24 protein-coding genes are annotated in these 25,379 nt (G+C 59.1%); 20 read left to right on the top strand and 4 right to left on the bottom strand.

Translation table 11 applies throughout. From position 1 onward, the window contains the following. Nucleotides 1-411 precede the first annotated feature (411 nt). Entirely contained in the window at nucleotides 412-978 is a 567-nt protein-coding gene (locus tag SD70_RS10100; protein WP_041047442.1) for a DUF1273 domain-containing protein, read from the top strand. An 86-nt stretch (nucleotides 979-1,064) separates the two neighbouring features. Here SD70_RS10100 and SD70_RS10095 read toward each other — a convergent pair whose 3' ends face one another. Then, nucleotides 1,065-1,262, bottom strand: coding sequence for a CDGSH iron-sulfur domain-containing protein (locus tag SD70_RS10095; RefSeq protein WP_041047441.1), 198 nt, complete (start codon nucleotides 1,260-1,262; stop codon nucleotides 1,065-1,067). Between the two features lie 164 nt (nucleotides 1,263-1,426). Between SD70_RS10095 and SD70_RS10090 the strand changes: the two genes are divergently transcribed. Next, a complete protein-coding gene (locus SD70_RS10090) occupies nucleotides 1,427-1,873 on the top strand; it encodes a MarR family winged helix-turn-helix transcriptional regulator (protein ID WP_052487247.1) in 447 nt (148 codons plus the stop codon). Between the two features lie 517 nt (nucleotides 1,874-2,390). On the opposite strand, the gene SD70_RS10085 is transcribed toward SD70_RS10090, so the two are convergent. Both SD70_RS10085 and SD70_RS10080 read right to left on the bottom strand, forming a co-directional pair. Then, on the bottom strand, nucleotides 2,391-3,560 hold the full coding sequence (locus SD70_RS10085) for a YhgE/Pip domain-containing protein (protein ID WP_041047440.1): 1,170 nt from the start codon (nucleotides 3,558-3,560) through the stop codon (nucleotides 2,391-2,393). Nucleotides 3,561-3,702: 142 nt separating this feature from the next. Continuing rightward, nucleotides 3,703-4,584: a LysR family transcriptional regulator gene (locus SD70_RS10080; protein WP_052487246.1), complete on the bottom strand. Its 882-nt coding sequence runs from the start codon at nucleotides 4,582-4,584 to the stop codon at nucleotides 3,703-3,705. A 145-nt stretch (nucleotides 4,585-4,729) separates the two neighbouring features. Between SD70_RS10080 and SD70_RS10075 the strand changes: the two genes are divergently transcribed. The 6 genes from SD70_RS10075 to SD70_RS10050 all read left to right on the top strand — a co-directional run bounded on the left by SD70_RS10075 (nucleotide 4,730) and on the right by SD70_RS10050 (nucleotide 12,235). Then, nucleotides 4,730-5,731, top strand: a complete 1,002-nt coding sequence (locus SD70_RS10075; RefSeq protein WP_052487245.1) for a DMT family transporter — start codon at nucleotides 4,730-4,732, stop codon at nucleotides 5,729-5,731. Nucleotides 5,732-5,975: 244 nt separating this feature from the next. Then, nucleotides 5,976-6,953 carry an ABC transporter ATP-binding protein gene (locus SD70_RS10070; RefSeq protein WP_041047439.1) on the top strand — a complete coding sequence of 326 codons (978 nt, stop codon included), beginning with the start codon at nucleotides 5,976-5,978 and terminating at the stop codon, nucleotides 6,951-6,953. Beyond that, nucleotides 6,950-7,753 carry an ABC transporter permease gene (locus SD70_RS10065; protein WP_041047438.1) on the top strand — a complete coding sequence of 268 codons (804 nt, stop codon included), beginning with the start codon at nucleotides 6,950-6,952 and terminating at the stop codon, nucleotides 7,751-7,753. The genes SD70_RS10070 and SD70_RS10065 overlap by 4 nt, the downstream gene beginning before the upstream one ends. Nucleotides 7,754-7,759: 6 nt before the next feature. Next, nucleotides 7,760-8,542: an ABC transporter permease gene (locus SD70_RS10060; RefSeq protein WP_041047437.1), complete on the top strand. Its 783-nt coding sequence runs from the start codon at nucleotides 7,760-7,762 to the stop codon at nucleotides 8,540-8,542. A 94-nt stretch (nucleotides 8,543-8,636) separates the two neighbouring features. After that, on the top strand, nucleotides 8,637-10,304 hold the full coding sequence (locus SD70_RS10055; RefSeq protein ID WP_052487244.1) for a hypothetical protein: 1,668 nt from the start codon (nucleotides 8,637-8,639) through the stop codon (nucleotides 10,302-10,304). Further along, entirely contained in the window at nucleotides 10,301-12,235 is a 1,935-nt protein-coding gene (locus tag SD70_RS10050; RefSeq protein WP_041047436.1) for a TOMM precursor leader peptide-binding protein, read from the top strand. Before SD70_RS10055 ends, SD70_RS10050 begins: the two co-directional genes overlap by 4 nt. Nucleotides 12,236-12,309: 74 nt before the next feature. Here the strand turns inward: SD70_RS10050 and SD70_RS39200 are convergent, their stop codons facing one another. After that, entirely contained in the window at nucleotides 12,310-12,435 is a 126-nt protein-coding gene (locus SD70_RS39200; protein WP_269432454.1) for a hypothetical protein, read from the bottom strand. 230 nt (nucleotides 12,436-12,665) lie between these two features. Between SD70_RS39200 and SD70_RS10045 the strand changes: the two genes are divergently transcribed. From SD70_RS10045 to SD70_RS33115, 12 genes are all read left to right on the top strand, one after another. Beyond that, a complete protein-coding gene (locus SD70_RS10045; protein ID WP_041047435.1) occupies nucleotides 12,666-13,340 on the top strand; it encodes an orotidine 5'-phosphate decarboxylase / HUMPS family protein in 675 nt (224 codons plus the stop codon). A gap of 32 nt (nucleotides 13,341-13,372) precedes the next feature. Beyond that, complete coding sequence (locus SD70_RS10040) at nucleotides 13,373-14,269, top strand: sugar phosphate isomerase/epimerase family protein (RefSeq protein ID WP_041047434.1); 897 nt, start codon at nucleotides 13,373-13,375, stop codon at nucleotides 14,267-14,269. A 6-nt stretch (nucleotides 14,270-14,275) separates the two neighbouring features. Further along, nucleotides 14,276-15,415 (top strand): glucose 1-dehydrogenase, encoded by a 1,140-nt coding sequence (locus SD70_RS10035; RefSeq protein ID WP_082053243.1) that lies wholly within the window; start codon nucleotides 14,276-14,278, stop codon nucleotides 15,413-15,415. A 57-nt stretch (nucleotides 15,416-15,472) separates the two neighbouring features. Continuing rightward, nucleotides 15,473-16,645 carry a Gfo/Idh/MocA family protein gene (locus SD70_RS10030; RefSeq protein WP_041047433.1) on the top strand — a complete coding sequence of 391 codons (1,173 nt, stop codon included), beginning with the start codon at nucleotides 15,473-15,475 and terminating at the stop codon, nucleotides 16,643-16,645. A 76-nt stretch (nucleotides 16,646-16,721) separates the two neighbouring features. Continuing rightward, on the top strand, nucleotides 16,722-17,558 hold the full coding sequence (locus SD70_RS10025; protein ID WP_041047432.1) for a metallophosphoesterase family protein: 837 nt from the start codon (nucleotides 16,722-16,724) through the stop codon (nucleotides 17,556-17,558). 213 nt (nucleotides 17,559-17,771) lie between these two features. After that, nucleotides 17,772-18,830 carry a glycoside hydrolase family 15 protein gene (locus SD70_RS10020; RefSeq protein ID WP_041047431.1) on the top strand — a complete coding sequence of 353 codons (1,059 nt, stop codon included), beginning with the start codon at nucleotides 17,772-17,774 and terminating at the stop codon, nucleotides 18,828-18,830. A gap of 181 nt (nucleotides 18,831-19,011) precedes the next feature. After that, nucleotides 19,012-19,524: a DUF4912 domain-containing protein gene (locus SD70_RS33130; RefSeq protein WP_052487242.1), complete on the top strand. Its 513-nt coding sequence runs from the start codon at nucleotides 19,012-19,014 to the stop codon at nucleotides 19,522-19,524. 25 nt (nucleotides 19,525-19,549) lie between these two features. Continuing rightward, a complete protein-coding gene (locus SD70_RS39195) occupies nucleotides 19,550-19,807 on the top strand; it encodes a hypothetical protein (protein ID WP_197080981.1) in 258 nt (85 codons plus the stop codon). Next, complete coding sequence (locus SD70_RS34695; protein ID WP_197080980.1) at nucleotides 19,786-21,036, top strand: glycoside hydrolase family 57 protein; 1,251 nt, start codon at nucleotides 19,786-19,788, stop codon at nucleotides 21,034-21,036. Before SD70_RS39195 ends, SD70_RS34695 begins: the two co-directional genes overlap by 22 nt. Further along, nucleotides 21,033-22,523: a glycosyltransferase family 4 protein gene (locus tag SD70_RS36845; protein ID WP_197080979.1), complete on the top strand. Its 1,491-nt coding sequence runs from the start codon at nucleotides 21,033-21,035 to the stop codon at nucleotides 22,521-22,523. Before SD70_RS34695 ends, SD70_RS36845 begins: the two co-directional genes overlap by 4 nt. Nucleotides 22,524-22,555: 32 nt before the next feature. Beyond that, nucleotides 22,556-23,662: a sugar phosphate nucleotidyltransferase gene (locus tag SD70_RS33120; RefSeq protein ID WP_052487241.1), complete on the top strand. Its 1,107-nt coding sequence runs from the start codon at nucleotides 22,556-22,558 to the stop codon at nucleotides 23,660-23,662. Next, entirely contained in the window at nucleotides 23,623-24,978 is a 1,356-nt protein-coding gene (locus SD70_RS33115) for a hypothetical protein (protein WP_052487240.1), read from the top strand. Before SD70_RS33120 ends, SD70_RS33115 begins: the two co-directional genes overlap by 40 nt. Nucleotides 24,979-25,379 lie beyond the last annotated feature (401 nt).

Genomic DNA, 25,379 nt, shown 5'->3' with positions numbered 1-25,379 from the left:
ATTTCCCTAAATTAACGGAACAAGAATCCGTTATTTGCCTGCACAACGGTGTAAAACCGGGTATGAGCAACCTATTTGCCGTTGATAGCGGAACACGGTTCCGTTAATTTCTCACAATCATTCTCATTCTGATAAATAACGGAACACTGTTCCTCTATGCTTTTGCGGGAGCAGAAGGATTCATGCGGTACATAATGCGTAGTCAGATTGGATGCTGGGTCCCGCGGAGCAGACCATGCCGAATGGACATGGCCCCATATGACAGCCCGAACGAGTGCTTATTGCCGTTACTAACAGTGTCGCTATGCAGCCCGGCAATTGCCAATCGGGCGGATTAGCGTTACTATGGGTTCAATAGCGTTAAGCATGCATGAGGTCAGGGGCAGCCCTATCTTTTCCAAGGAGCACAGTGTGAAAAATCTTCTCGTCACAGGCTACCGCGCGCACGAACTCGGCATTTTCGATCAGAAGCACCAAGCCATCTCCTACATCAAAAAAGCGATCGAAGCCCGGCTCGAACCGCTGGCCGAAGAAGGGCTGGAATGGGTCATCACGCCGGGGCAGTACGGCACGGATTTATGGGCGTGCGAGGTCGTGCTCGGCATGAAAAAGCGGTATCCGCAGCTGCAGGTTGCCGTTATAACCGCCTATCTCAACCCCGAGGAGAAGTGGAACGAGGACAAGCAGCAATATTACCGGGACATCGTCAAAAGCCTCGATTATTACGGCTCGGTCAGCCGGCAGCCGTATCAGGGCGTATGGCAGCTGACCGCAAGAGACGAGCTCCTGCTCAGGAAGACGGACGGCATCTTGTTGTTCTACGATGAGGAAGCCGGCGAAGCAAGCCCCAAATATATGAAGCGCAGAGCGTTGAAAAAGCGCGAGGAAGACGGCTATCACTACTTCAGCTTGACGATGGACAGTGTTCAGGACATCGCAAACGAGGGGCAATGGGATATGCCGGACTTCCAGACATAACCGATTCGGCCATGCCCATGCAAAATCCCTCCTTGATCTAGGCGGCAAAGCCGCCGGTCAAGGAGGGATTTTCATTTTGGCTGCGCTTATCTTGCCTCGGAAGCTTCACGGAAGCCGCAACTCTTGTGAGTGCTGTCGCAGAACGGTTGGGTTTTCGATTGGCCGCAGCGGCACACCGCTATGCTGTCCCCGGTCTGGAACGCGTTGCCTTTGCCGTCGACGAGGATGAAGTCGCCTTGAATGACGTAGGGACCTTCATCGTACTTTGTAACTTTAACCGACATGATTGCTTCCCTCCGGATCAGTTGATGTTGGTGATCGATTGTTGATCACACAACTAAAATAGCACGGTTTAGTTGCGCAGTCAACAATTATTTGTTGATTGTGCAACATTTATTGTTTATAGTGAAATCAGATCAGGCCGTGCATACGCGAAAGGAAGATTGCGATGGAACGAGTAACGGAGTCCGAGCTTGCCGCATGGCGCTTATTTATTAAGACGTATGCCCGCATTATCGAGCAAATCGAACGCGATTTGGCGGAACAGAAGCGGGTTCCCCTCACCGCTTACGATGTGTTGATCGCTTTGTTCGAAGCGCCGGGGCACAAGCTTCGGCTTGGCGAGCTGACGCAAAAAATGGTTTTGACGAAAAGCGGGATCACGCGGCTGCTCGATCGGCTGGAGCGGGAAGGGCTGGTGCAGCGCGAAAAAAGCGAAGAGGACCGCCGCGGCGCCTACGCCGTTTTGACGCCGGAAGGGGAGCAGCAGCTGAGGAAAGCGTGGCCTGTGTACGCCAGGGGGATCAAGCAATATTTTGCCGCACCTTTATCGGAAGAGCAGACCCGGCAGCTTATCGCCGCATTCGAAGCTATGCAGAAGGGGCAGGAGCTTTAACGAGGGGATAAGGGGAGCCTATTCACAAAGTGCAGACGCTCGGTTTGGATGCAGCCTTGTTTACTAAGAGGCAACCGGCGCCGCGTTGTACCGGAAGGCCGCCGAAAAAGGCGCGCGCTGCCTCAATTGCTCCAACGGCAATTGTAGCGGCTACGTTCGCGAATCGGTGCTCTGCAAGAGCTTTTGGAGCAACTGTGTAAGCATTAGTACGGCTAAACCTCGAACGCGCCGCTGCAATTGCCCAAAGCAATTGCAGCGGCTAAGTTCGCGAACCGGTGCACTGCAAGAGCTTTTGGAGCAATTGTGTATGCATTAGAACGGCTAAACCTCGAACGCGCCGCTGCAATTTCTCCAAAGGCAAATGCAGCGGCCATATTCGCGAATCGTCAATGTGCAAGTGCTTTTGGCGAAGATCAATAAACTCAGTCTTGCATGAAAAAAACTTCTAACCTGGAACGTCTCCCAACAACGCAACGGTCAACTGGATAGATCCGGTTGACCGTTTGTGCGTACAAAATTAGTTCAGCGCGAGACCGGCAGGTTTGGCGGCTTCCAGTGCCGGCTGCGGTTTGTTTTGTTTTTTCAAGGCGGTGACCGCGAGGGCAATCAAGACGCTGCATACGGTCGCTGCAACCAGCTTCCACACATCCTTGCCGGTGTGAATGCCGCCGAATTGCAAATTCATGATCCCTTCAACGGCGTAGGTCGCGGGCAAATATTGGCCAAGCCACTGATAAAAGCCGCTTAGCATCTGTCTCGGCACGATGGTTCCGGACGTTACGAGCTGCAAGGAAAGCATCGCCATATTCAGGAACATGCCCGCCATGCCGAATACTATCAAGAACATTTGGGCAAAAAACATGAACGTTAACAAAGTTGCAAAGTGGAACAGCCAGAACGAACCGAAGCCGCTTTCCATTTGCCCGCCGAGTGCGGCGATGAGAGAAGAGCCGACGATGGAGATGAGGGCGGCGGCGGCGACGATAATGAGCGAGCGAACGGCGATATGATGCCATTTGGAAATGGAAGCCCCGATAGCTTCCGATACTTGATGGATGTTCATGGCCATCATCATGGCGCCGACGTACGAAGCCAGCACGAGCATCATAGGAACCATTTGATTGTGCATGCCGTTGACAGAATGTAGCGATTGCACGTCGGACCCGACTTTGTTCACAACGCTTTGGGCGGTTTTCGAAGCTTGCTCCGCAGGGAGCTTGAGTTGCTGCAGCACTGCTTGCGTTCCTTGGAGCGAAGCGCTCTGGTTCAACTCGTTCGTAACTTTGGCCACGATCGTTTGCATGACGCTTTTGGTGAGCTGCGGATTGGATTCATTCATGATATAGGACAGCTTCGCCTGCATGCCGGGCGCCGTTAAAGATTGGCCGAAGTTGGCCGGGATCATGATAACCAAGTGAACGTCGCGCTGCACAAGGTCGTCCATAGCTTTTTCTTTGGCGGGAGTCGTGATATCAAAAGGCAGATTGCTTTGCAACTGTTGCTGGACGGTTTTGCCGAACTCTCCATCCTCATTGACAATGGCGATTTTTAAATGATTGACCCGATCCATTACACCGTCATAGGCAGTCATCCATACGATGCAAAAAATGAGCTGAGCCATCAAGGCTACGACCACCGCGACGGCTGTTTGAGGTTTTTTCAAATACGCGAGCAAAGCATGTTTCATTTCGTTCACTCCATTCAACATTTGATATAAGTTAAATTTTTCATAGGTCAATATTAACCCATAATTTTCTTGGAGTCAATAAAAAATATAGGTTATTTTTAACCTATATCAAAAGTGTTGTTTATTTTGTTTTCTCCGCTATTTACGGCAAGGCTGGTCTTAGGATATGGCCGACGCCGGGGGCCAGCAGCCGATACAGCTTCGCGCCTGTTTCGGCTGTTCGTGCGGCGAGTGCGATCGTACGACGCAATCCGGGTTCCGCAATCGGTACCGTATGCAAGCCTAGCCGCTCCGCCTGCGCCCCGAACAATTGAGGCAAAATCGTAATGCCGGTGCCTACAGCCACCACCCCGAGCAAAAAGTCGTTATCGTCCACTTCCAGCTTGACATCGGGGCGGAAGCCGTACTTCTCCGCAATCGTCACGAACCGGGAATGCGTATCGCAATGCGTTGTGAACACGAAGGGCTCCCGCTTCAAATCCGCTACGCTCACAGCGTTCCGACCCCGCAGCGTATGGCCTTCCGGCAGGATGGCGATATAGGCTTCGGTGAATAGCTCCCGGCTCCAGAGCGGCCTTCCCGTATAGGCCGAATCGATAAGCGCGGCGTCGAAAGCCCCTTCCCGCAGCTCTTCGAGCAATTCCGCCGACGTTTGCCTGATTTTGACCGTAATCGGGTAACCGGCGGCATGGTAATCGCGCAGCCGGCCAGGGAGCACCTGCGTCGCCACGCTCGGCAGACTGCCGAGCGTATACCCGGGCTCAGCCGCATATTGGCGCATTTCCGCTTCGATCGACTCGATCGTTTGCACAACAGGCATAATCCGCTCCAGAAAGCGCCTGCCGGCTTCCGTCAAATCGACTCCCGCCGTCGTGCGCCGGAACAGCTCTACGCCGTAAGCGGCTTCCAGCTGCCGGATATGTTTGCTTACGGCCGGCTGGGTCATGCTCAGCTTGTCGGCGGCTTTGGACAAGCTTTTCCACTTCGCCGCCTCCGTAAAACTCCGGTACCATTCCACCTGCATGCAGCAGCCCCCCCATAACGAAATGTTATACCCATGCTACAAAAAGGAAGTTCCGAAACCGTCCCTTCCGCGTTATTGTTGTAGATGATATTCATCATAACACAGCATACGGCTGCCGGAGAAGCCGGGATAAGGAGTGGTCTTGATGTCAGGCAAAAACGGATGGTGGCTGGGGCTGGCCTGCTGCTTGTTCGCGGGGGCCGCCTTCGGAGCGCAGTTTCCGGTGGCGGGGCATATTTTGCAAACCGTGTCCCCGATGTACTTCGTAGGAATTCGATATTTGCTGGCGGCGTTGGCGTTCGTGCCTTTGCTTGCGTTCAAGGAAGGCAAAGCCGCCTTTCGATTGGAAGGCAAAGCGCTGTTGGTATGGCTGTTCGGAACGCTGGCGTTTACAGGCTATAATGGTCTCGTTTTCATCGGCCAGCGTTTGGCGGGACCTTCCGGTCCGATTGTTTCCTCGGTGATGATGGGGTTCATGCCTCTTGTGACGGCCATTATCTTGCTCGTGTGGAAGGGCGTCCGAATGGCGTCGGCAACGGTCGTTTGCATCGGGATCGGGTTGGTCGGCGTTTTCCTCGTTGCGACCAAAGGCCACGTCCGCGAGCTGTTCGCCGGCGGCAACACTGTGTGGGCGATTGCGCTCATGCTGGCTGCGGTGGTATGCTGGTGCACGTTTACTGTCGGCGCCTCGCTGTTTCCGTCATGGTCTCCGCTTCGCTACACGACGCTCACTTGCGTTGGAGGCACGATAAGCAACGCTGTACTAATAGCCCTTGGCACCGGTGTCGGCGTGCTGGAGCCGCCGGCATGGCACGATCTGGCAGCCAACGTGTGGCCCTTCCTGTACATGGCGCTGATCGCCGGCGTAGCCGCCGTGCTCGCCTGGAATACCGCCTGCAAAATCATATCGCCGGTCGATGCCGCGCTGTTTACGAACAATATCATTCCGATCGTATCGGCGGTCATTACTGTGCTCTCCGGTTACCGCATCGGCGTTCCGGAGCTGGCCGGCATCGCCTTGACGCTGCTCGCGCTCATCGCCAACAATGTGGCGGGGCGAAGGCGCGTTGGAAAACGGGAGGCCGCCGTAACGGAGACGCGGCACGGGCTCTCCCTCGAGTCCTGCAAATCATTGGCGAACAAATAAAAACGCAAAAAAGGCTGCTGCAAACGCGCCGGCGGGCGCCACTGCAGCAGCCTTTTTTTTGCGGGTAAAAATAAAAAATACGACATATGACATGTCGTATGGCTATTTTAGATAAATTTTAACTAAAGGTAGACGACCTCGGCCTCTATAATATTAGTATAATCGAAACAAAATTATAAGTCTATACTTTTTTTGCCACTTTGGATATATTTTTTTCGGAAGCAGCGAAGGGAGGAAACGACGATTGATCGAACTGCGAGGCATTGGGAAATCGTTCAAGGTCGCCAAACGCTCGGCCGGGCTCACTCAGGCGCTGAAAGCGCTGTTCGTCCGCGAGCACACCGTGGTGGAGGCGCTTCACGACATTACGTTCCAGGTAAAGGAAGGGGAGATTGTCGGGTATATCGGCCCTAACGGCGCAGGCAAATCGACGACTATCAAGGTGATGAGCGGCATTCTGGTGCCCGATCAAGGATTTTGCTCCATTATGGGGTATACGCCCTGGAAGCAAAGAACCGCGTACGTCCATCATATCGGCGTCGTCTTCGGCCAGCGGTCCCAGCTGTGGTGGGATGTGCCGGTCATCGATTCGTTCGAGCTGCTGCGCGACATTTACCGCATCCCGGCTGCGGCGTACAAAGCCAATTGCGAGCTGCTGGCGGAGACGCTCGACCTGCGCGATCTGCTGCACGTCCCCGTTCGCCAGCTGAGCCTGGGCCAGCGGATGCGCTGCGAAATTGCGGCTTCGCTGCTGCACGGCCCGCGGATTCTGTTTCTGGACGAACCGACGATCGGACTTGACGCCGTAAGCAAAATCGCCGTTCGGCAATTCATCAAAACGATCAATAAAGAGAAAGGCGTCACCGTCATTCTGACTACCCACGACATGAGCGACATCGAGGCGCTGGCTGACCGGATTTTGATGATCGGAGGCGGGACGCTGCTGTACGACGGCACGCTCGGCGAGCTGCGCGGCAAATTCGGCACGCAGCGCACCGTCACCGTCGATTACCGCGCGCATGCGCAGCCGCTCGACGTTCCGGAAGCGTCGCTGCTTTCGTGGTCGCCGGAGCGGGCGGTGTTCAGCGTCGATACCGAGAACGCTTCGATCGCCGACGTAATCGCCAGATTGTCCCGACAGGTTGAACTCATCGACGTCGCGATCGAAACGAAGCCGGTCGAGCAGCTGATCGTTGAGCTGTATAAGGAGCATGACGTATGAAAGCATATATGTCCGTATGCAAGCTGCGGTTCATCAACGGTTTGCAGTACAGGTCGGCGGCGCTCGCCGGGATGGCGACGCAGCTGTTTTTCGGCTTCGTGTTCATTATGATTTTTGTCGCCTTCTACAGCCGAAGCACTGTGCCGGCGCCGATGCCTTTGCCGAGCCTGGTCGCGTACGTGTGGCTGCAGCAAGCGTTTCTCTCCTTTATTATGCTGTGGTTTCGCGACAACGAAATTTTTCAGCTGATTACTGGCGGCAACATCGCCTATGAACTGTGCAGGCCTTGCGGCATATACCAGTTCTGGTTCGCCAAGCTGCTGGCGCAGCGGCTGTCTAGCGCGGTTTTGCGCTGTCTCCCGATTTTGCTTGTGGCGTTTTTGCTGCCTGAGCCGTATAAAATGGGCTTGCCGCCTTCCCCGGCGGCGCTGGCGCTGTTCGCGATCACGCTGCTGCTCGGCCTGCTGGTCATTGTCGCGATTTCCATGCTCATCTACATCTCCGTGTTCTGGACGATGTCGCCTGCCGGCTCTATGCTCATGTTCTCCGTCATCGGCGAGTTTTTTGCCGGGATGGTCATACCGGTGCCGCTCATGCCGGGGTGGCTGCAAAACGTCGCCTACGCGCTGCCGTTCCGCTGGACCGCCGATTTTCCGTTTCGCGTCTATTCGGGGCAAATTCCGCAAGCCGAGGCGCTGTGGGGCATCCTCGTTCAGCTTCTCTGGCTTGCGGCGCTGATCGGCGTCGGCCGATGGAGCTTGCATAAAGCGCTGCGGCACGTTGTCATACAAGGAGGGTGAGGCCGGATGCGGCTTTATTTCAAATATTTATCGATTTTGTTCAGGTCGCAAATGCAGTACCGGGCTTCGTTCTGGCTGCTTACGTGCGGCCAGTTCTTCAGTCCGTTCGTCATGTTTGCCGGAGTGTACTTCATGTTCGAGCGGTTCGGGCAATTGCGGGGCTGGAGCTTTTACGAGGTGGCGCTCTGTTTCGCCGTCATCCAAATGGCTTTCTCGCTCAGCGAATGCTTCGCGCGCGGCTTCGACGCGTTCTCGGGGCTCGTGGCGGGCGGCGATTTCGACCGCCTGCTCGTCCGTCCGCGCAGCACGGCGCTGCAAGTGCTCGGCTCGAAGTTCGAGTTCACCCGCTTCGGCCGCCTGCTGCAAAGTATCATCGTGCTCGTGTGGGCTTTAACCAACCTGCCGGTCGCGTGGAACGCCGCCAAAGCGGTAACGCTCGTTATGATGGTCGCGAGCGGCGTTCTCATTTTTACAGGCATCTATATGCTGGCCGCAACGCTGTGCTTCTGGACAATCCAGGGACTGGAGGTTGCCAACATCTTCACGGACGGCGGACGGGAGATGGCACAATATCCGCTGAACATTTATCAGAAGTGGGTCACCGTATTTTTCACGTTCATCATTCCGTTCGGGTGCGCCAACTATTTGCCGCTGCTGTATATTTTGGACAAGGCTGACGGCCACGAAGTCATGTACATGCTAGCTCCGTTTGCCGGCGCTCTGTTTCTGCTGCCCTGTCTGCTCGTCTGGCAGATAGGCGTACGCCATTACCGGTCGACCGGGTCTTGACGCCGCATCATACATAAAGTTCGCTGCGCCCCAATATCATCTCTAGGTAAGGAGTCGCCGAGTGAAGACGGACAATGTGGCGAGGAGGTCCAAGATGATTGCGCTGCGTTGGAAAGAAGGGCCGGGCGAAGCGGGCGGCGGGGGCGATCCGCCAGGCGGTCAAAGCGGCGGTGTGCTGGCGGTCGGGGCCGGACCCGTTTTGCTGTCGCTGGCGGAATCGCTTTTCGACACCGGCTTGTCGAAGCTGCACCTGCTGGTTACGGATGCGGCGCCGACGGATCGGCAGCGGCTGGAGCAGCTGTTGGAGAGCGCCCGCCGAACGGATCCCGGGGCGGAAGCGGAGCTGGAACTTGTGCAGCTTGCGGACAAGGAAGATGCACGGAACATGTGGCGGGAGTCGGTACGGCCGTTCCGGCACGTTTTGTATGTGTCGCAAACGGGAGATGCGGAGGAGCTGCGAGCTCTTCATGCGGTTTGCAGGGAGGAGCGGAAAATGCTGCTGCCTGCCGTGTGCATAGGGCGGACCGGAGTGGCCGGTCCGCTCGTGCATCCGGACAGCGGCGTATGCTGGGAATCGGCGTGGCGCCGCATTCGCTGTCCCGTCCCGGACGAAGGCGAGGACGCGCAGCCTTGCTCCGAAGTTGCCGGGGCGATGCTCGCGAACGCCATCGTCCATGAATTGTGGAATACGGCTATGGCCGAAGGCGAAACGCCAGCAACGAACCGCTTGTTCATGCTAGATTTGGACACGTTGGAGGGGGACTGGCACGCTTTCGCGCCCCACCCGCTTGTGGCGCGCTGCCCGCCGGCCGAGTTGGTGCGCGATCCGCTTTACCGGCCGGAAGGCGGCGCAGTCGCAGCGGAGCCGGAGCGGCTGCTCCGTTATTTCGCCAGCTTGACGTCGGAGCGGACGGGAATTTTCCATGCGTGGGAAGAAGGGGATTTGCTGCAGCTGCCGCTTTCCCAGTGCCGCGTTCAGGCGGCAGACCCGCTGGCGGACGGCCCGGCCGGGCTGCTGCCGGAGATGGTGTGCGCGGCCTTCACGCATTTGGAAGCGCGCCGGGAAGCCGGGCTGGCAGGCATCGAAGCTTACGTATCGCGGCTGGCCGGCAGGCTTGCGGCAACGCTGCCCGGCTGCGGGGAGCTATTGCAAGCAGACGGCGCAAGCCAGGAGCCCGCCATCGCCATCGGGGCCGGGGAGACGTTCGCGGAAGCCGTGTGCCGCGGCCTGCAAACGTGTTTGACCGAGCGGCTCAAGAACGGTTGTCCGTCGCATGGCATGCCCAGCATCCGAGCTGCCCGGCTTGGCAGTATAGACGACGAGCGCTGCCGCTATTATTGGGAAGCGTTGACCGCGCTGCGCGGAACGCCTGCGGCCTGCCTCGGCGAGGACGTCTGCGGCTTCCCTGCGGTATGGATAGGAACCGAAGGGGAATGGCATTGCGGCGTGGATGCCAACGTGACGCTGGCGCTGCGCAGAGCGCTGCTGCACGCGTTGCGGCAGGCGCAAAATCGCGCGTTCGATCGCGCCGGGGGCGGCTCTGGCTTGCCGCTCCTGCGTCCGGAGCAGCACGAGCCGATCCGCGTTCCGATTCCTTCCGTCGAACAAACTACGCACACAGAGACGCTGCGGTCGGCTATTTCCATTTTGGAGCGAAATGGCAAGAGTCTTTTCGTTTGGGCATGGCCGGCCGACCCGGCGTTTGTCGGGGCGCCGGTGCAAGTCGTCGCTACGCTGCTGGGGGAGGTGGTGCCGCAATGAACGGCAACGTTGCGGTTGTCGGAACCGGATTTATGGCCGACTCGGTGTGCAGACAGCTGAACGGGCGATGTAATGTCGCTCGTTATGCCGATATCGCGGAAGGGGTGCCGCAAGCGGCGGAGCTGGTTATCGTGGCGGACGATGAATTGCCTTCCTCCGGCTATTTCGAGACGGAAGAGGCGATGCGGCAAGCCGGCGTCCAATGGCTGCGCGGCTTCGCAGCGGCGGAGCAAGGCGTCGTCGGACCGCTCGTGCGGCCGGACCGGCCGGGCTGCTCTCAATGCGCGGACGACCGGCGGCTTACGGCGCGAGGCGATTTCGGCGGGGCGCCGCCATTGCTGCGGGAAGCGGACGGAAAGTCCCGCCACGCGGGCGCTTTACGTGCCGGCTTGCGGCACATCTCCCATTTGCTTGCGGCGGAAACGATTCGAGTGCTGCAGGGCCGCCGGGCCCATACCGAAAATCATCTGTATCTTATCGACCTCGGAACGCTCAAAAGCTCGCTCCATGCCGTGCTGCCCGACCCGCTTTGCCCGGTATGCGGCGGGGTACCCGACGACTCGGAGCAGCTAGCCCGTATTTCGCTGCAGCAGAGACCGAAATGGAGCCCGGACAGTTACCGCTGCCGTCCGCTGCACGGCCTGAAAGAAACGCTGCGCCAGTATGCCGATCCCGAAACCGGCCTTATCAACGCCATTGAACCGGATCTCGTCTCGCCGTTTGCCGCCATGAACGCGAACGTGCCGTCGTTCACGATGGGGGACGAAGTGACGGCAGGGCGCAGCCATCGGTACGAGGAGAGCCGCCTGACCGCCATACTTGAAGGTTTGGAGCGGCGCTGCGGCCAAGCTCCGCGCGGCAAACGGACGGCGGTCCGCGGCAGCTACAACGATGTAGCCGGCCATGCGCTCGATCCCGCCAAGGTCGGCCTTTATTCGCCGGAGCAGTACGCGCTGCCGGATTTTCCGTTCGAGCCATACGACCCCGACGTCCCGCTGGATTGGGTGTGGGGCTATTCGCTCGTGCAGGAGCGGCCGATTTTGGTGCCGGAATGTCTCGCTTATTATTGCGCGGAGTACGGTGACGGCTTCGTCCAGGAAGGCTCGAACGGCTGCGCGATAGGCGGATGCATAGAAGAAGCTATCCTGCACGGGATCATGGAAGTCGTCGAGCGCGATTCGTTCCTGCTCACTTGGTACGCACGTCTGCCGGTTCCGCGCCTCGACCCGCTTTCTTTCGGCGACCGGGAGCTGCGGCTCATGATCGGCAGGCTGCGGGCCGTAGCAGGGTATGAGGTGCATTTGTTCAATACGACGATGGAGAGCGGCATTCCGAGCATATGGGCGGTGGCGAAAAGCCGGGAGCCGGGAAAAATGAATCTCGTCTGCGCGGCCGGAGCGCATCCGGATCCGCTGCGGGCGGCGAAAAGCGCCATTCACGAACTGGCTGGCGCGGTGCTCTGGCTCGAGCGCAAGCTCGCGGAGCATCGGCACGAGCTTGTGCCGATGCTCGACGATCCGTCTCTGGTGCAGCGGATGGAGCATCACGCGTTGCTGTACGGGCTGCCGCAAGCGGAAGAGCGGCTTCTGTTTTTGCTCGATGAACGGCGGCCGCTGCGCACTTTTGCCGAGGAATTCGCGCCAAAGGCAAGCCATGCGGATTTAACTGACGACCTCCAAGACATGATCGGCGTATTTCGAAGCTTGAACCTCGACGTGATTGCCGTTGACCAGTCGTCGCCGGAAACGGCGCGCAGCGGTCTGCATTGCGTCAAAGTGCTCATTCCGGGGATGCTGCCCATGACGTTCGGACATCAGCTTGCCCGCCTGAACGGGCTGGAGCGAGTGCTTCGGGTTCCGGCGGAGCTCGGATACGCGCAGAAGCCGCTGACGATGGACCGGCTCAATCCGCATCCGCATCCGTTTCTGTAACGGCACCCGAAAAAAAACGCCGGCCGCCCGGAACAGCTCCGGGCAGCCGCGTTTGGGTGCCAATCGGCTTGGCATTAATAACCGAGGATCGTGCGGCTCACGATGACCAGAAGAATGAACAGCACCAAAATAGCAGCCGTGCTTGTGAAGAGGCCATAACCGGCACAACTTGCACAACTTGCACCATAACCTACGCCCATGTTCAAACGCTCCCTTCTTAATGAAATCGCACTTGCGTTATAATCTTATGTACGTTTTGCGGACTTTGCTTGTATAAACGCCCGGTTCTCGAAGTTTAGCCGCGAATTGAAATCGAATGGGCAAGTCCGCAAGTTCGCGGATTGCCTTAAAAAATTTTGGGACATAGTCGCCAAGTCTCTTGCTATAATGATAGTAAATAAGTTCCAATAGAAGAAAGGGATGCGCTTTCATGAATCCAATTGTACAAATTTCGCTTGATCTGACGAGCATAGAAGAAGCGCTGGACATGGCCAGGGTGGCAGTGGAGGCCGGGGTGGATTGGATCGAGGCGGGGACGCCGCTGCTGCTGGCGGAAGGTTTGCATGCGGTCGAAGCTTTGCGGCGCGCTTTTCCCGAACACCCGATTGTGGCCGATTTGAAGACGATGGACGGAGCCTATTTGGAGACCGAAATGATGGCCAAGGCCGGCGCCACGCACGTTGTCGTCATGGGTGTCGCTCATCCGGCGACGATTCGCGCCGCAGTGAAGGCGGCACGGCAGTACGGAATTTCTGTCATGGGCGACATTCTCGCTGCCCCCGATCCGGTGGCATGCGCCAAAATGCTGGAAGAGAACGGTGTCGATTACATTATCGTCCATACCGGTTTCGACGAGCGGGGGGAGGACCGTGAGCGCACTCCGTTCGACCATTTGCACGAAGTCGTTCGCGCCGTATCCGTGCCCGTTCAGGCCGTCGGCGGACTATCGATCGACCAGGCCGCGGAAATGCCGAAGCACGGCGCCCCGCTTGTCGTTATCGGCGCACCGCTCGTCATCGATAAGCGGCAGTTTGCGCCGAGCGCGGACCGGGAGGAATTGAAGCATATTTTGCGTCAATTCGTCGAAAGGGTGAAGAACGGATAACGGATCGCAAGAAAGGAGGTGGAATCGCCAGCATGAGTGCGGAGGCGCGAATTGCAGTATTTCCGAAAGGGCTCATCGACGACTTGTCGACAGGCGCCATGAGCTTGCCGGAATGGATCGGAATGGCGGCGACGCTGGAGGCGGACGGATTGGAGCTGTACCCGAAATTTCTGCGCGACACGGCGCTGCCGGCGCTGCTCGAAGTGAAGGCGCTGGCCGAGCGCCACAAGCTGCAAATCCCGATGATGTGCGCATCGCCGGATTTTACTCACCCCGATCCGGAATTCCGCGCGGGCCAAATCAAGCATATGCAGCACATGATATGGGCGACCGGCGTGCTCGGTCCGGAGTCGTTCCGCAGCTGTCGGGTGCTGTCCGGGCAGCGGCGGCCGGACGTGTCGCGCGAGGACGGCATCCGCTGGACGGTGGAGGCGATCCGCGAGCTGCTGCCCGTCGCCGAGCAGCATGGCGTGCACCTTGTCATGGAAAACCATTATAAGGACGGATTCTGGACGGCGCCCGAGTTCGCCCAGAAGGCGGACGTATTTTTGGACATCATCGGGCAGATCGACTCGCCCTGGTTCGGCGTCAATTACGATCCTTCCAACGCCATCGTAGCGGGAGAAGACCCGCTGTGGCTGCTGCGGCAAGTGAAGCACAGAGTCGTCACCATGCATGCGAGCGACCGGCACCTCAAGCCGGGGTTTAGCCTGGAGCAGCTGCGGCAGCACGATTCGGCCGGTTACTCGTCGGCGCTCGTGCACGGCGTCATCGGCGAAGGCTTGAACGATTACGACGCCATATTCGCCGAGCTGCGTTCCGTCAATTTCCGCGGCTGGATTTCCATCGAAGACGGTGTGAACGGCTTGGACGAAATGCACCGGTCGGTCGCTTTTATAAGAAGGAAAATTTCCGAGCATTTGCTGTGAGGGGCGGTGGCCAATTTGAAAGCGATTACGATCAGCAGCGGCAAGGAGCGGGCTAACGTTGCGCTCGCGGACGTTCCGAAGCCGGTTCTGACAAGCGCGGAAGACGTCGTCATTCGAGTGCTCTGCGTCGGGCTCGACGGAACGGACCGGGAAATCATCGTCGATAACTTCGCACGTTTTCCCGAAGGCAAGTCGGACATGATTATCGGGCACGAATTGCTCGGCATCGTCGCGGAAGCCGGCGCCGAATCGGGCTTGTCGCGCGGAGACGCGGTAACGGCGCTCGTCCGCAGGCCATGCGGCGACGAGAGCTGCGTCAATTGCCGCAGCGGCCAGCAAGACTTTTGCCGAACAGGGCTCTATTTGGAGCGGGGCATTCAGGGCGCCGACGGGTTTCTGTGCGAATACGTGGCGGAGAACGCCAAATATGTCGTCAAAGTTCCGGCTGAATGTTTGCCGTACGGCGTTCTGGTAGAGCCGCAAAGCATCGTGGAGAAGGTGTGGAACGAGGCGCAAATCATTCAGCAGCGCATGCTGTGGCAGCCGCGGACGGCGCTCGTTACGGGCTCCGGGCCGCTCGGCCTGCTGGCGGCGCTGACGTGCCGGACCCTCGGCATGGACGTCTACGTATGGTCCAAATCGCCGGAAGGCAGCTTGAACGCAGACATGATCCGCAGCATCGGCGGACATTACCGGCAAGCCGGCGAATCCGCTCCGGGCGAGTTTGCTTCCGGGCTGACGGAATACGCGCAGCAGCTGGGCACCGGCTTCGATATGATCTGGGAATGCAGCGGCTATGCTCCGCTCGGTTTCGAGGTCATCCCCCTGCTCGCCCATAACGGCATTGTGGCGCTGCTCGGCGTCACTCCGGGCCAAGGGAGGCTGAACGTGCCGAGCGATATGATCTACCGGGAAATGGTCGCCAAAAACAAATGCATTATCGGCTCCGTGAACGCCTCGCGCCAAGATTTTGCAACTGCCATCCAGCGTCTGTGCACGATCGAACAGCAATATCCCGGCATGCTCGGCAAGCTGCAGACGAATCGTCTGACGCCCCGGCAAGTGCCGGAGATCGATTTTTCCCGCATTTCGATCAAAGCGGTCGTGGACTTCGTTTCCCCCGCCGAGTGGGCTTCTCTTCTTTGATTGGCGGCGACGGCGGCTCTAGTACAACATATCGCCTATAGGGAGGTATTCAGCGCTATGAGCAAAGCAAAAAAGCAAATCCGGGTCGGCATGATCGGCTACAAATTTATGGGGAAGGCGCATTCTCACGCGTACCGGGACGTTCCGTTCTTTTTTGATCCCGACGGGGTTCCCGTCATGCAGGCGATTTGCGGGCGCGACGAGGCGGGCGTGAAGGCGGCGGCGGACAAACTGGGCTGGGCTTCCTACGAGACGGACTGGCGCAAGCTGATCGAACGCGACGACATCGATCTGATCGACATCGGCGCGCCGAACAACGCCCATGCGGAAATCGCCATCGCCGCCGCCAAAGCCGGCAAGCACGTGCTGTGCGAAAAACCGCTTGCGATGAACATGGAGGAAGCGAGAAGCATGCTGGAGGCGGTGCAAGAGGCGGGGGTCGTCCATATGATATGCCACAATTACCGCTTCGTCCCCGCCGTCCAATACGCCAAAAAGCTGATCGACGAAGGCAGGCTCGGCAAAATTTACCACATACGGGCGAACTATTTGCAGGACTGGATTATGGATCCGAACTTCCCCTTGGTGTGGCGGCTCAAAAAAGAAGTGTGCGGCTCGGGCTCGCACGGCGATCTCGCCGCCCATTCGCTCGACTTGGCCCGCTATCTGGTCGGCGAATTTAAAGAAGTGAGCGGGATGATGGAGACGTTCGTCAAGGCGCGGCCGGTCGGCGAGATGAGCGGGGGGCTGAGCGCGAGCGTCAAAGGAGGAGATCTCGGGGAAGTCGACGTCGACGACGCCTCGATTTTCATGGCGCGGTTCGAGAACGGCGCTGTCGGCGTCTTTGAAGCGACACGCTTTGCCGGCGGCCACCGCAACGGCAACCGGTTCGAGATCAACGGCGAGAAAGGCTCGATCCGCTGGGATATGGAGCAGATGAACACGCTGGAATATTATTCAGCGGAAGACGAGCCGGGCCTGCAGGGCTTCCGCTCCATCAACTGCCAGGAAGCCGTCCATCCTTTTGCGGGAGCTTACTGGCCGCCTGCGCATCTGATCGGCTATGAGCACACGTTCATCAATTTGATTTCGGAGCTGATGAACGGCATCGCAAACGGCGTCAAGCCGGCGCCGAGCTTCGAGGACGGCTTGAACAATCAGGCGGTGCTCGAAGCGGTGCAGCGATCGGCCGAAAGCGGCCGCTGGGTGTCCATAGCGGAAGTGAAATAGCGCCTCGGGCTATACCCGGCAAGTCCGCTTGTGATACACTGTTACCGATAACAACAATTGCCACAGGGGGGCGGCTATGCGTATCCGGATCATGACAGATTTGCACTATACGCATCACGCGCACATAGCGGTGCGGGATTCGTTTTACCGGGCGTATTTGCAAAAGTTTTTCGAAGACGGGCCGGAAGCGGATCTTTACGTATCGTTAGGAGATTTGACGCAAAACGGCACAGAGTCGGAATACCGCTCCGTGTACGGCATGATCGATTCTTTCGGCCGCCGCGCCTCGTTCGTCCATATTCCGGGCAACCACGATTTGCTGGAGGCGAACGCCGCGCAGACCGAAAGCTGGGCCGGCACGCCGCCGATCCGGGACGGGTTCGGGTGCATCGAAAACGATCTCGCCGTGCTCGTCTTTCTCAACAGCTGCCAAGCGAGGAAGCCGCACGACTGGGGCGGCCGCCTGAACGACGTTCAGACGGAGCTGCTCAGGCGCAAGCAGGCTGAGGCGAACGGCAGGCCGCTGCTCGTTTTCGCGCATCACCCGCTGCCGAATACGACGGCATTATCCGACGTCGAAATGATGCGGGTCGAGGAAGCGGCTTCCCTGCTGGCCGTCATGAGCGAAGCGCCCGGACCGTGCCTGTGGTTCAACGGCCACAATCATATCCAGTCCATCGTGCGCAAGCGGCAGTGGACATACGTGCAGACCGCTTCGGCCATCTGCCTGCCCTGCTGGCGGGAAGTTGCCGTAACGGGCGGTGCCGTGACCGTAACGACGGCGACAGTGGACGATCCGGCCATTCGCGAGCTGGCCGCGCAAAGCCTTACCGGCTTCGGCGGCTTTCACCGGGTGCCGCCGGCGCAAGCGGCGGGAGAAGACCAAGATCGTTCCGCCATCATCCATCTGTAAAAGGCAAAGCGCAAGCTTCCGCAATGCGGCGGCTTGCGCTTTTTTTGTACGATACATAGGGAGTTCCGGGATGCAAGGCTGAACGGAATTGGCAAAATTTTGCGCAAAGACGGGGACAATTCGCGTCATTCCTGCACATGATATTAGGAAGCGCTAACAGTGGTTATGCTTCGAAACCGGTTCCTTGCTGGGAACGTGGAGGAGGTATTTGCCATGTTGTTGGAAAGCTATCAGGTGCTGGAGCGGCTGCGTTTGCCTCACGGCTTGTATATTGCAAGCCCGTCCGAGCAATACAGCTACGTATGGCTTCGCGACTGCGTCTACATGTCCATGCCGTTTCTGAACAAACCGGGAGATGTTTACGAAAAGGCGTATCACCGTATGCTCGATCTGTTTCGGGAATATGAGTGGAAGCTTGACATTTTATGCAGGCACAAACCGACTTGGGAATGGGAGTATATCCACGCCAGATACCGGGCGGACGACGTGACGGAAATTCATGATCAGACCTGGGGACATGTACAGCATGACATGATTGGCGCCGTTTTGTTTGGCATCGGATCCGGATTGCAGGCCGGCAGACCGATGCTGCGGGATGAAAAAGACAAGGAAATCGTGCAAAAGCTCGTGCAATATTTGCAAAATGTTCAATATTGGTGCGATCCCGACAACGGAATGTGGGAGGAACGGCGGGAGGTGCACGCATCGTCGGTCGGCGCCTGCGTAGCCGGGCTGAAGGCGGTTGAATCCATCGTCGACGTGCCCGATCATCTGGTGAAGGCCGGCTTGCGCACCTTGTTCGGGCTGTTCCCGCGGGAAAGCAGCGACCGTTCGGTCGATTTGGCGCAGCTAAGCCTCATCTACCCGTACCGGCTGTTTACAGGGCTTCTCGGCGAAATGATCGCTGCTCGCGTAGAACGGGAGCTGCTGCGCAAGAGAGGGGTTATCCGGTACCGCGGAGACAGCTATTACAGCACGCTGGAACAGGAGCACGGACGCGGGCATCCGCCTGCGTTCTACGAGGGGACGGAGGCGGAATGGACGTTCGGGTTTCCTTGGCTCGCTTTGTGCGCGCTGGAGCTGGGGCACCGGGACAAAGCCGAAGCGTACGTCCGCCGGACCGAAGACATCATGCTGAAGCCCGGCGTTTTGCCGGAACTGTACTACAGCGGGACGCCGGTGCCGAACCCGAACACGCCGTTCGGCTGGAGCGGCGCCATGTACATTTTGGCCAAGGAAGCCGTGCAAAGCAAGTACGAGAAAAAAATATGAAAGTTTGAAAAAAATTTTACTGGTAGACGCCTTCGGGCGTCATTTTGTTTTTTAGACATACTTTTGGTTTCCGGGTTATATACATCTTATTGCATTTCGGGCGACGGCGCCCGAATCCTCCGGAGCTTATCCGAGCGGTAAAGGGCGGAGGGGGGATACACGTACAGAAAGGGGGGAACGCATGGAAAATCAGGTGATGGCGCCCGAAGAGCGGACATTTGACTCATTTTTTGAAAACTATGAAAATGACAGGCTGGTCGTTCTTGTCCGCGATCCGTACACGCTTTATGCGTACTGGGCCTGCACCGGCTTCAGGCGCAGGGCGGCCGAACGGCTTTTGGGCTGCCGCTGGGAGGAGATGCGCCATGCGCTAAGGGTGCACGATGTGAAATGGCTGCAGTTCGAAGGCGAACAAGACAATTGGCATCGGGAGCTTGCAGTGCATTCGGCGGGCGGTAAAGGCAGCACGTTCATAAGCGCGCTCCAGCCCGACTCGGCTTATATCGCCGACTTCGGGGTCAAGACGGCAGACGGTCGCTTTGTCGCGCTGCTGCGCTCCGAACTTGCCCGCACGCCGCCGGACGGGGTGGAGAACCTACAGCCGGCGCCAATGTTGCAGACGGATCATACCGCCGGGCAGAAGCTTCCGGGATGGTGGAAGCAGTTCGACGGCTATACGCTGAAAGATTCATAACTTACTGGGACGGGGGAAACCGAGTTTGGAAAAAGGATTTGTGGCGCTCGTGCTCCACGCGCATTTGCCCTACGTGCACCATCCGGAAAGCCGGAAGGTGCTGGAGGAGCAGTGGTTGTTCGAGGCGTTGACCGACACGTACTTGCCGCTACTGGAGGTGTTCGAAGGGCTCGTTCGTGACGGAATCGGTTTCCGCATCACGATGTCGCTGTCGCCTACGCTTCTCGGCATGCTGCTTCGCCGCATTTGCAGCATACCTATGTGGAATACCTGGACCGTTTGATCGCCTTGTCGGAGCTGGAGCTGGAGCGTACCCGCAGCGATGCCGCGCTGAACGGTTTGGCGGACATGTACCGCAGCCGATTCGTCCGCTTCCGCAGCAAGTTCGTTTCCGATTATGGCAGTAATGTAATCGAAGGCTTCCGTCAGGCGATGGAAGCGGGAGGCCTTGAATTGATCACGTGCTCGGCCACGCACGCGTTTCTTCCTTACGTGCAGACGGAGCAGGCCATTCGAGCGCAGCTGGAAAACGCCGTACGGGAATATATCCGCCATTTCGGCAAACCGCCCCGCGGCATTTGGCTCCCGGAGTGCGGGTACCGCGAAGGGCTGGACCGGCTGCTCCTGGAATACGGCTTCGAGTATTTTTTCACGGATACGCATGCGGTGCTTCACGCCCGTCCCGCGCCGGATTGCGGCGTGCACGCTCCGGTCATGACGACGCACGGGGCTCAAGCATTCGGGCGGGATCCGGATACGTCCCGCCAAGTATGGAGCTCGCTCGAAGGCTATCCCGGCGATTACGATTACCGGGAATATTACCGGGACGTCGGCTTCGAGCTGCCGTATGACGAGATTCGGCCGTATTTGCACCCGAGCGGCGTCCGGCACAATACCGGCTTCAAATATTGGCGCATTACCGGACGCGAGGAAAAAGAACGGTACGACGTGCAGCGCGCTGCGGCCAAAGCCGCAGCGCACGCGGACCATTTCGTGGCTGAGCGGATTCGCCAGGCGGAGCGGCTCGCGGCCTGCGGACTAAGCCGCAAGCCGCTGATGACGGCGTCGTACGACGCCGAGCTGTTCGGACATTGGTGGCACGAAGGGCCGCAATGGATCGATGCGCTGTGCCGCAAGGCGCATGCGGAACCGGACGGCATCCGGCTGCTCGCGCCGCCCGATTATTTGCGCGAGTACCCGGAGTCCTCCTGCGCGGAGCTGGCGTTCTCCAGCTGGGGGCGGGGCGGATACGGCGAGGTGTGGCTCGGGGAGCCTAACGCGTGGATGTACCGCCATCTGCACCTCATGGAAGAACGGATGGCGGAGCTGGCCGGCCGCTTCCCTGAGGCAGACGGGCTGCGGCTTCGCGCGCTGAACCAGGCGGTGCGCGAGCTTCTTCTCGCCCAGAGCAGCGACTGGGCGTTCATCATGGACAGCCGCACGACCGTCGAATACGCGGTACGCCGCTTCAAGCGCCATGCCGTCCGGTTCGAGCGGCTGTACCGGGCGTGACGGACGGAACGCTCCGGGAGCCGGAGCTGGCGGAGATGGAGGCGCAGGACGCCGTTTGTCCGGGCGCCGACTATAGCGTGTTCCGCTCGCAGCAGGAACCGGCCGCTTCGCCAAGGAAGGCAGCGCTCCGCACGGCGCAGCAGGAGCCGGCGGGTACGCAGGAAGGCGGGCGGGTTCAATCAGACGGCGGATGCGCAGGCGGACGGCTCTTGCCTGCGCCGCAAGCGGCAAGCGCTCCTTTCGCGGCTTCCGCGGATCGGACCGGGCGCAGGGTGATCATGCTGTCCTGGGAGTTTCCGCCGATGAAGGTCGGCGGGCTGTCCGCCCACGTCGAGGCGCTGAGCCGGGAGCTGGCTGCCCAAGGCACAGAAGTGCATGTGGTCACCTGCCACGCGGACGGTGCGCCGGCTCACGAAGAGGCGAACGGGGTGCAGGTGCACCGGGTGCGCACGTATCAGTCGGGCTCGCTGACGTTCATGGAATGGGTAATGCAGCTCAACCTGGCGATGTACGATTACGTCCGCACGTTGAATCGCCGGTTCGGTCCGTTCGATCTGCTGCATGCGCACGATTGGCTCGTCGGCGAAGCGGCGGTCCAGCTCAAGCGGGAATGCGGCCTGCCGCTCATCGCGACGATTCACGCTACCGAGCACGGACGCAATCACGGGCTGCATACCGACCTGCAGCGGTCGATCCACGCCCAGGAGCGGGAGCTGGCGCAAGAGGCGGAGCTCGTAATCGGCTGCAGCCGGTACATGGAACGGGAAATCAGGGAACTGTTCGGCATCGCGGAGCACAAATTGACGGTCATTCCGAACGGGGTCTTCCTGCCTGCAGCGCCCGCCGATCCGCAGCAAGAACGGGCTGCCGTGCAGGCGGCTTTTGCCGGGCCGGGCGAGCGGATCGTGTTTTTCGTCGGCCGCCTCGTCCGCGAAAAGGGCGCTCACGTGCTGCTCGAGAGCGCGCCGCTCGTATTGGAGCATTGCCCGCAGGCCGTATTCGTCATCGCCGGCAAAGGGCCGGCGCTGGAGGAGCTGCGGGCTCTCGCCGAATCGCTCGGCGTCAGCTCCAAGGTGCGTTTTGCCGGCTACATCGACGATGAAACCCGGAACCGGCTGTACCGCTGCGCGGCGGTCAGCGTGTTTCCGAGCCTGTATGAACCGTTCGGCATCGTCGCCCTGGAGGCGATGGCGGCGGGAGCGCCGCTCGTCGTATCGGGAACGGGCGGATTGCAGGAAATCGTCGATCACGAGCGCGACGGATTCACCGTGCTGCCGGGCGACCGCGCTTCGCTGGCGCATCATCTGATCCGCATGCTGCGGGACGAACCGTCCGCCGCTGCTATGGCCGCTCAGGCAATGCGCAAGGTAGCCGAACGATTCGGGTGGGCGCGCATTGCGAGTCTTACCGCGGACGCTTACGAGCGTCTGCCGAACAGCCGCAGGAAAGTACAATCCGAGCGGATCTATGCCGAGTTGAAAGTCTGAATCACTGCAAACATGCAACGGAGGATGATGGGATGAAGGCTGTCATTATGGCAGGAGGAAAAGGTACGCGCCTGCGACCGTTAACATGCAATACCCCGAAACCGATGGTGCCGCTGATGGGCCGGCCCGTCATGGAATATACGATCGATTTGCTCAAGGAGCACGGTATTTCGGAAATAGTCATAACGACGCAGTATTTGACTGACGTCATCCGCGGCTATTTTGGCGACGGATCGGATTTTGGCGTCAAGCTGCACTATTTCGAGGAGGAAACTCCGCTCGGAACGGCCGGGAGCGTCAAGCAGGCGGAAACGTTTCTCGACGAGACGTTTGTCGTCATCAGCGGCGACGCGCTGACCGACTTCGATTTGTCCCGAGCCATCGCTTATCACAGGCTTCAGGCTTCGTCAGCCACGCTCGTTCTGACCAGGGTGGACCACCCTTTGGAGTTCGGCGTGGTGATGACCGACGAGTCGGGGCGGATCATCCGTTTTCTGGAAAAGCCGGGCTGGGGAGAAGTGTTCAGCGATACGGTCAATACCGGCATTTATATTTTGGAGCCCGCCGTGCTTCGGCATGTACATTCGTCGGGGCCGTTCGACTTCAGCAAAGATCTGTTCCCTCTTCTTATGAGCAAGGATGTGCCGCTGTACGGCTACATCGCCGAAGGATATTGGTCCGACATCGGCAACCTGGAGCAATACCGGCAGGCGCAGTTCGATTTGCTGGACGGCAAAGTCAAAGCGGATATCCGGGCCAGGGAAGCGATGCCCCGCGTATGGATTGGCGACGGCGTGAAGCTGGACCGCACCGCGCTCGTCGAAGGGCCCGCTTATTTGGGCGCCGGGACGATCGTGGAGGAGGGAGTATCCCTCGGCGCTTACAGCATCGTCGGCGCCGGCGGCAGAATTGAAGCGGGTGCCTCGCTGGAGCGGGCCGTCTTATGGAACAACGTCAGCATCGGGCGCGGCGCTGAGGTGACCGGAGCTACTTTGTGCCGCAATGCCGCGGTCGGCAATCAGGCAGCCGTGCGCGAAGGCGCAGTCGTTGGCGATTCGGGCCGGATCGGCTTCAAAAGCGTCGTACAGCCCGGCGTAAAGTGTGGCCGTATAAATCGCTCGAATCGTACGCGGTGCTAAGCGAGTCGCTGATTTGGGGCGATCGGGCCGGCAAACGGCTGTTCGGGACGCACGGCGTGTCCGGCAGCAGCGGCGCCGACATGACGACAGGGTTCGCCAACCGGCTTGCGCTGGCGTTCGGATCCGTGCTTCAGCCCGGCGAACTGATCGGCATCGGCCACGACGGAAGCCCCTACGCGCGGCTGATCGCAGGAGCGATGGAGAGCGGTCTTCATGCATCGGGGGTGCACACGGTTTCTTTCGGCGTTTCTACGTCGGCCGTTTCCCGTTTTGCCACCTCGCAGCTGGAGTGCCGCGGCGGCCTGCACGTCCGCCGGCTCTCGGATGAAGAGCCGGATCGGCTGGCGATCGAGTTTCTGGACGAGGAAGGCCTCCCGCTTAGCCCCGATGCCGAGCGAAAAATCGAGAATGCGTATATCCAGGAGGACATGCGGCGCATGCCCGCCCACCGGCTCGGCCGGCGCAAGCCCGGCCAGCGCGCCATCGAGCTTTACGGCGACCGGCTGCTTGCGGCGCTGGAACGGCACGCCGTCCGCGATCTCGGCTATGTCGTGGTGCTCGAGCACGGCGGCGAGCCGTTCGACGCGCTGCTGAGCCGGATCTTCGAAGCGCTCGGCTGCCGCGCGATCAGGCTTCAGCGCGCGCCGTCCGCGCGCTCCGCAGCCGCAGCCGACCTGGCTGACTGCGTGCGCTGCAACGGCGCCGACCTCGGCGTGCGCCTCGACGCGGGCGGCCAAGTCGCGCTGCTCGTCACCGACCGCGGCGAGCCGGTTGGCGAAGATATGCTGTTCGTGCTGCAGACGATGGCGCAGCTCGAACAGCAAGACTCGCCCCTCGCGGTGCCGGTGAACGCGCCCGATATCGACTGGCTGCTAGGCATGGCGGTCTCCGGCGGCGTCGTCCGCACGAAGGCCGATCCGCGCGCGCTTATGGAGAGCAGCCGGCACGAGGGGCTGCACATTCACTTTGACGGCCTGTACAGCCTGGTCATGACGCTTCAGCTTATGGCTGTGCAGGGCAAGCGGCTGTCTCAACTGATCGAGGCCGTTCCGGCATTTGCCCTGTTCAAAAAGCAGGTGGAATGCCCATGGAACGAGAAGGGCAAAGTGATGCGTTTTTTAATGGAAGAAACGAAGGGGAAAAAAGTTGAATTGATCGACGGCATCAAAGTGTTCCACGACGAAGGGTGGACGCTCATTTTGCCCGATCGCGAAGAGCCGATGTTCCAAGTGTTCGCCAATGCCGATTCGCCGCAAATGGCGGAGGAACTCGCGGTCCGCTACGCGCAAAAAATCATGCACTTCCGTGAACGATAAAGCATGTGACATCGGCCATAGCCCCGCTCATGCAAAACGGCGCGCCCTCCGCAGCGTGGAGGGCGCGCCGTTTTCTTTTTTGGCCAAATTTGGCCCAATTAGGCGGTGTTGTTCTGTTTGGCAGGGGCAGGGGGGATCTGTTTAGTTATAACGAACACGTTCGCTGTACAGCGTCATGCAGGGCGCTATTAGGCGCCGCTTTGACGGAATGAACGTATAGAGACCGATGATTCCATGAACAGCGACGAAAATTCGTACGGATCGACCTTCGGGGCGCTAACGTCAGATTTATCCATTTTGGCCCAACATCAGTGCCCGCAACGTCTCTGTTTAGAGAACATGGGCTTTATTGCAGCTTACAGCAATGTGAGACACTTGAAGTATAATTTTGCCGCAACGGC

This window comes from Gordoniibacillus kamchatkensis (genome assembly GCF_000829455.1).
In the GTDB taxonomy this organism is placed as follows: domain Bacteria; phylum Bacillota; class Bacilli; order Paenibacillales; family NBRC-103111; genus Gordoniibacillus; species Gordoniibacillus kamchatkensis.
This window is presented reverse-complemented; position numbering and strand designations above follow the sequence as displayed.

Excerpts from the sequence above, each read along its gene's own strand:
- SD70_RS10095 (WP_041047441.1), bottom strand. The coding sequence starts at position 1,262 with ATGTCGGTTAAAGTTACAAAGTACGATGAAGGTCCCTACGTCATTCAA.
- SD70_RS10090 (WP_052487247.1), top strand. The coding sequence starts at position 1,427 with ATGGAACGAGTAACGGAGTCCGAGCTTGCCGCATGGCGCTTATTTATT.
- SD70_RS10085 (WP_041047440.1), bottom strand. The coding sequence starts at position 3,560 with ATGAAACATGCTTTGCTCGCGTATTTGAAAAAACCTCAAACAGCCGTC.
- SD70_RS10080 (WP_052487246.1), bottom strand. The coding sequence starts at position 4,584 with ATGCAGGTGGAATGGTACCGGAGTTTTACGGAGGCGGCGAAGTGGAAA.
- SD70_RS10075 (WP_052487245.1), top strand. The coding sequence starts at position 4,730 with ATGTCAGGCAAAAACGGATGGTGGCTGGGGCTGGCCTGCTGCTTGTTC.
- SD70_RS10065 (WP_041047438.1), top strand. The coding sequence starts at position 6,950 with ATGAAAGCATATATGTCCGTATGCAAGCTGCGGTTCATCAACGGTTTG.
- SD70_RS10060 (WP_041047437.1), top strand. The coding sequence starts at position 7,760 with ATGCGGCTTTATTTCAAATATTTATCGATTTTGTTCAGGTCGCAAATG.
- SD70_RS10055 (WP_052487244.1), top strand. The coding sequence starts at position 8,637 with ATGATTGCGCTGCGTTGGAAAGAAGGGCCGGGCGAAGCGGGCGGCGGG.
- SD70_RS10050 (WP_041047436.1), top strand. The coding sequence starts at position 10,301 with ATGAACGGCAACGTTGCGGTTGTCGGAACCGGATTTATGGCCGACTCG.
- SD70_RS39200 (WP_269432454.1), bottom strand. The coding sequence starts at position 12,435 with ATGGGCGTAGGTTATGGTGCAAGTTGTGCAAGTTGTGCCGGTTATGGC.
- SD70_RS10045 (WP_041047435.1), top strand. The coding sequence starts at position 12,666 with ATGAATCCAATTGTACAAATTTCGCTTGATCTGACGAGCATAGAAGAA.
- SD70_RS10040 (WP_041047434.1), top strand. The coding sequence starts at position 13,373 with ATGAGTGCGGAGGCGCGAATTGCAGTATTTCCGAAAGGGCTCATCGAC.
- SD70_RS10030 (WP_041047433.1), top strand. The coding sequence starts at position 15,473 with ATGAGCAAAGCAAAAAAGCAAATCCGGGTCGGCATGATCGGCTACAAA.
- SD70_RS10025 (WP_041047432.1), top strand. The coding sequence starts at position 16,722 with ATGCGTATCCGGATCATGACAGATTTGCACTATACGCATCACGCGCAC.
- SD70_RS10020 (WP_041047431.1), top strand. The coding sequence starts at position 17,772 with ATGTTGTTGGAAAGCTATCAGGTGCTGGAGCGGCTGCGTTTGCCTCAC.
- SD70_RS33130 (WP_052487242.1), top strand. The coding sequence starts at position 19,012 with ATGGAAAATCAGGTGATGGCGCCCGAAGAGCGGACATTTGACTCATTT.
- SD70_RS33120 (WP_052487241.1), top strand. The coding sequence starts at position 22,556 with ATGAAGGCTGTCATTATGGCAGGAGGAAAAGGTACGCGCCTGCGACCG.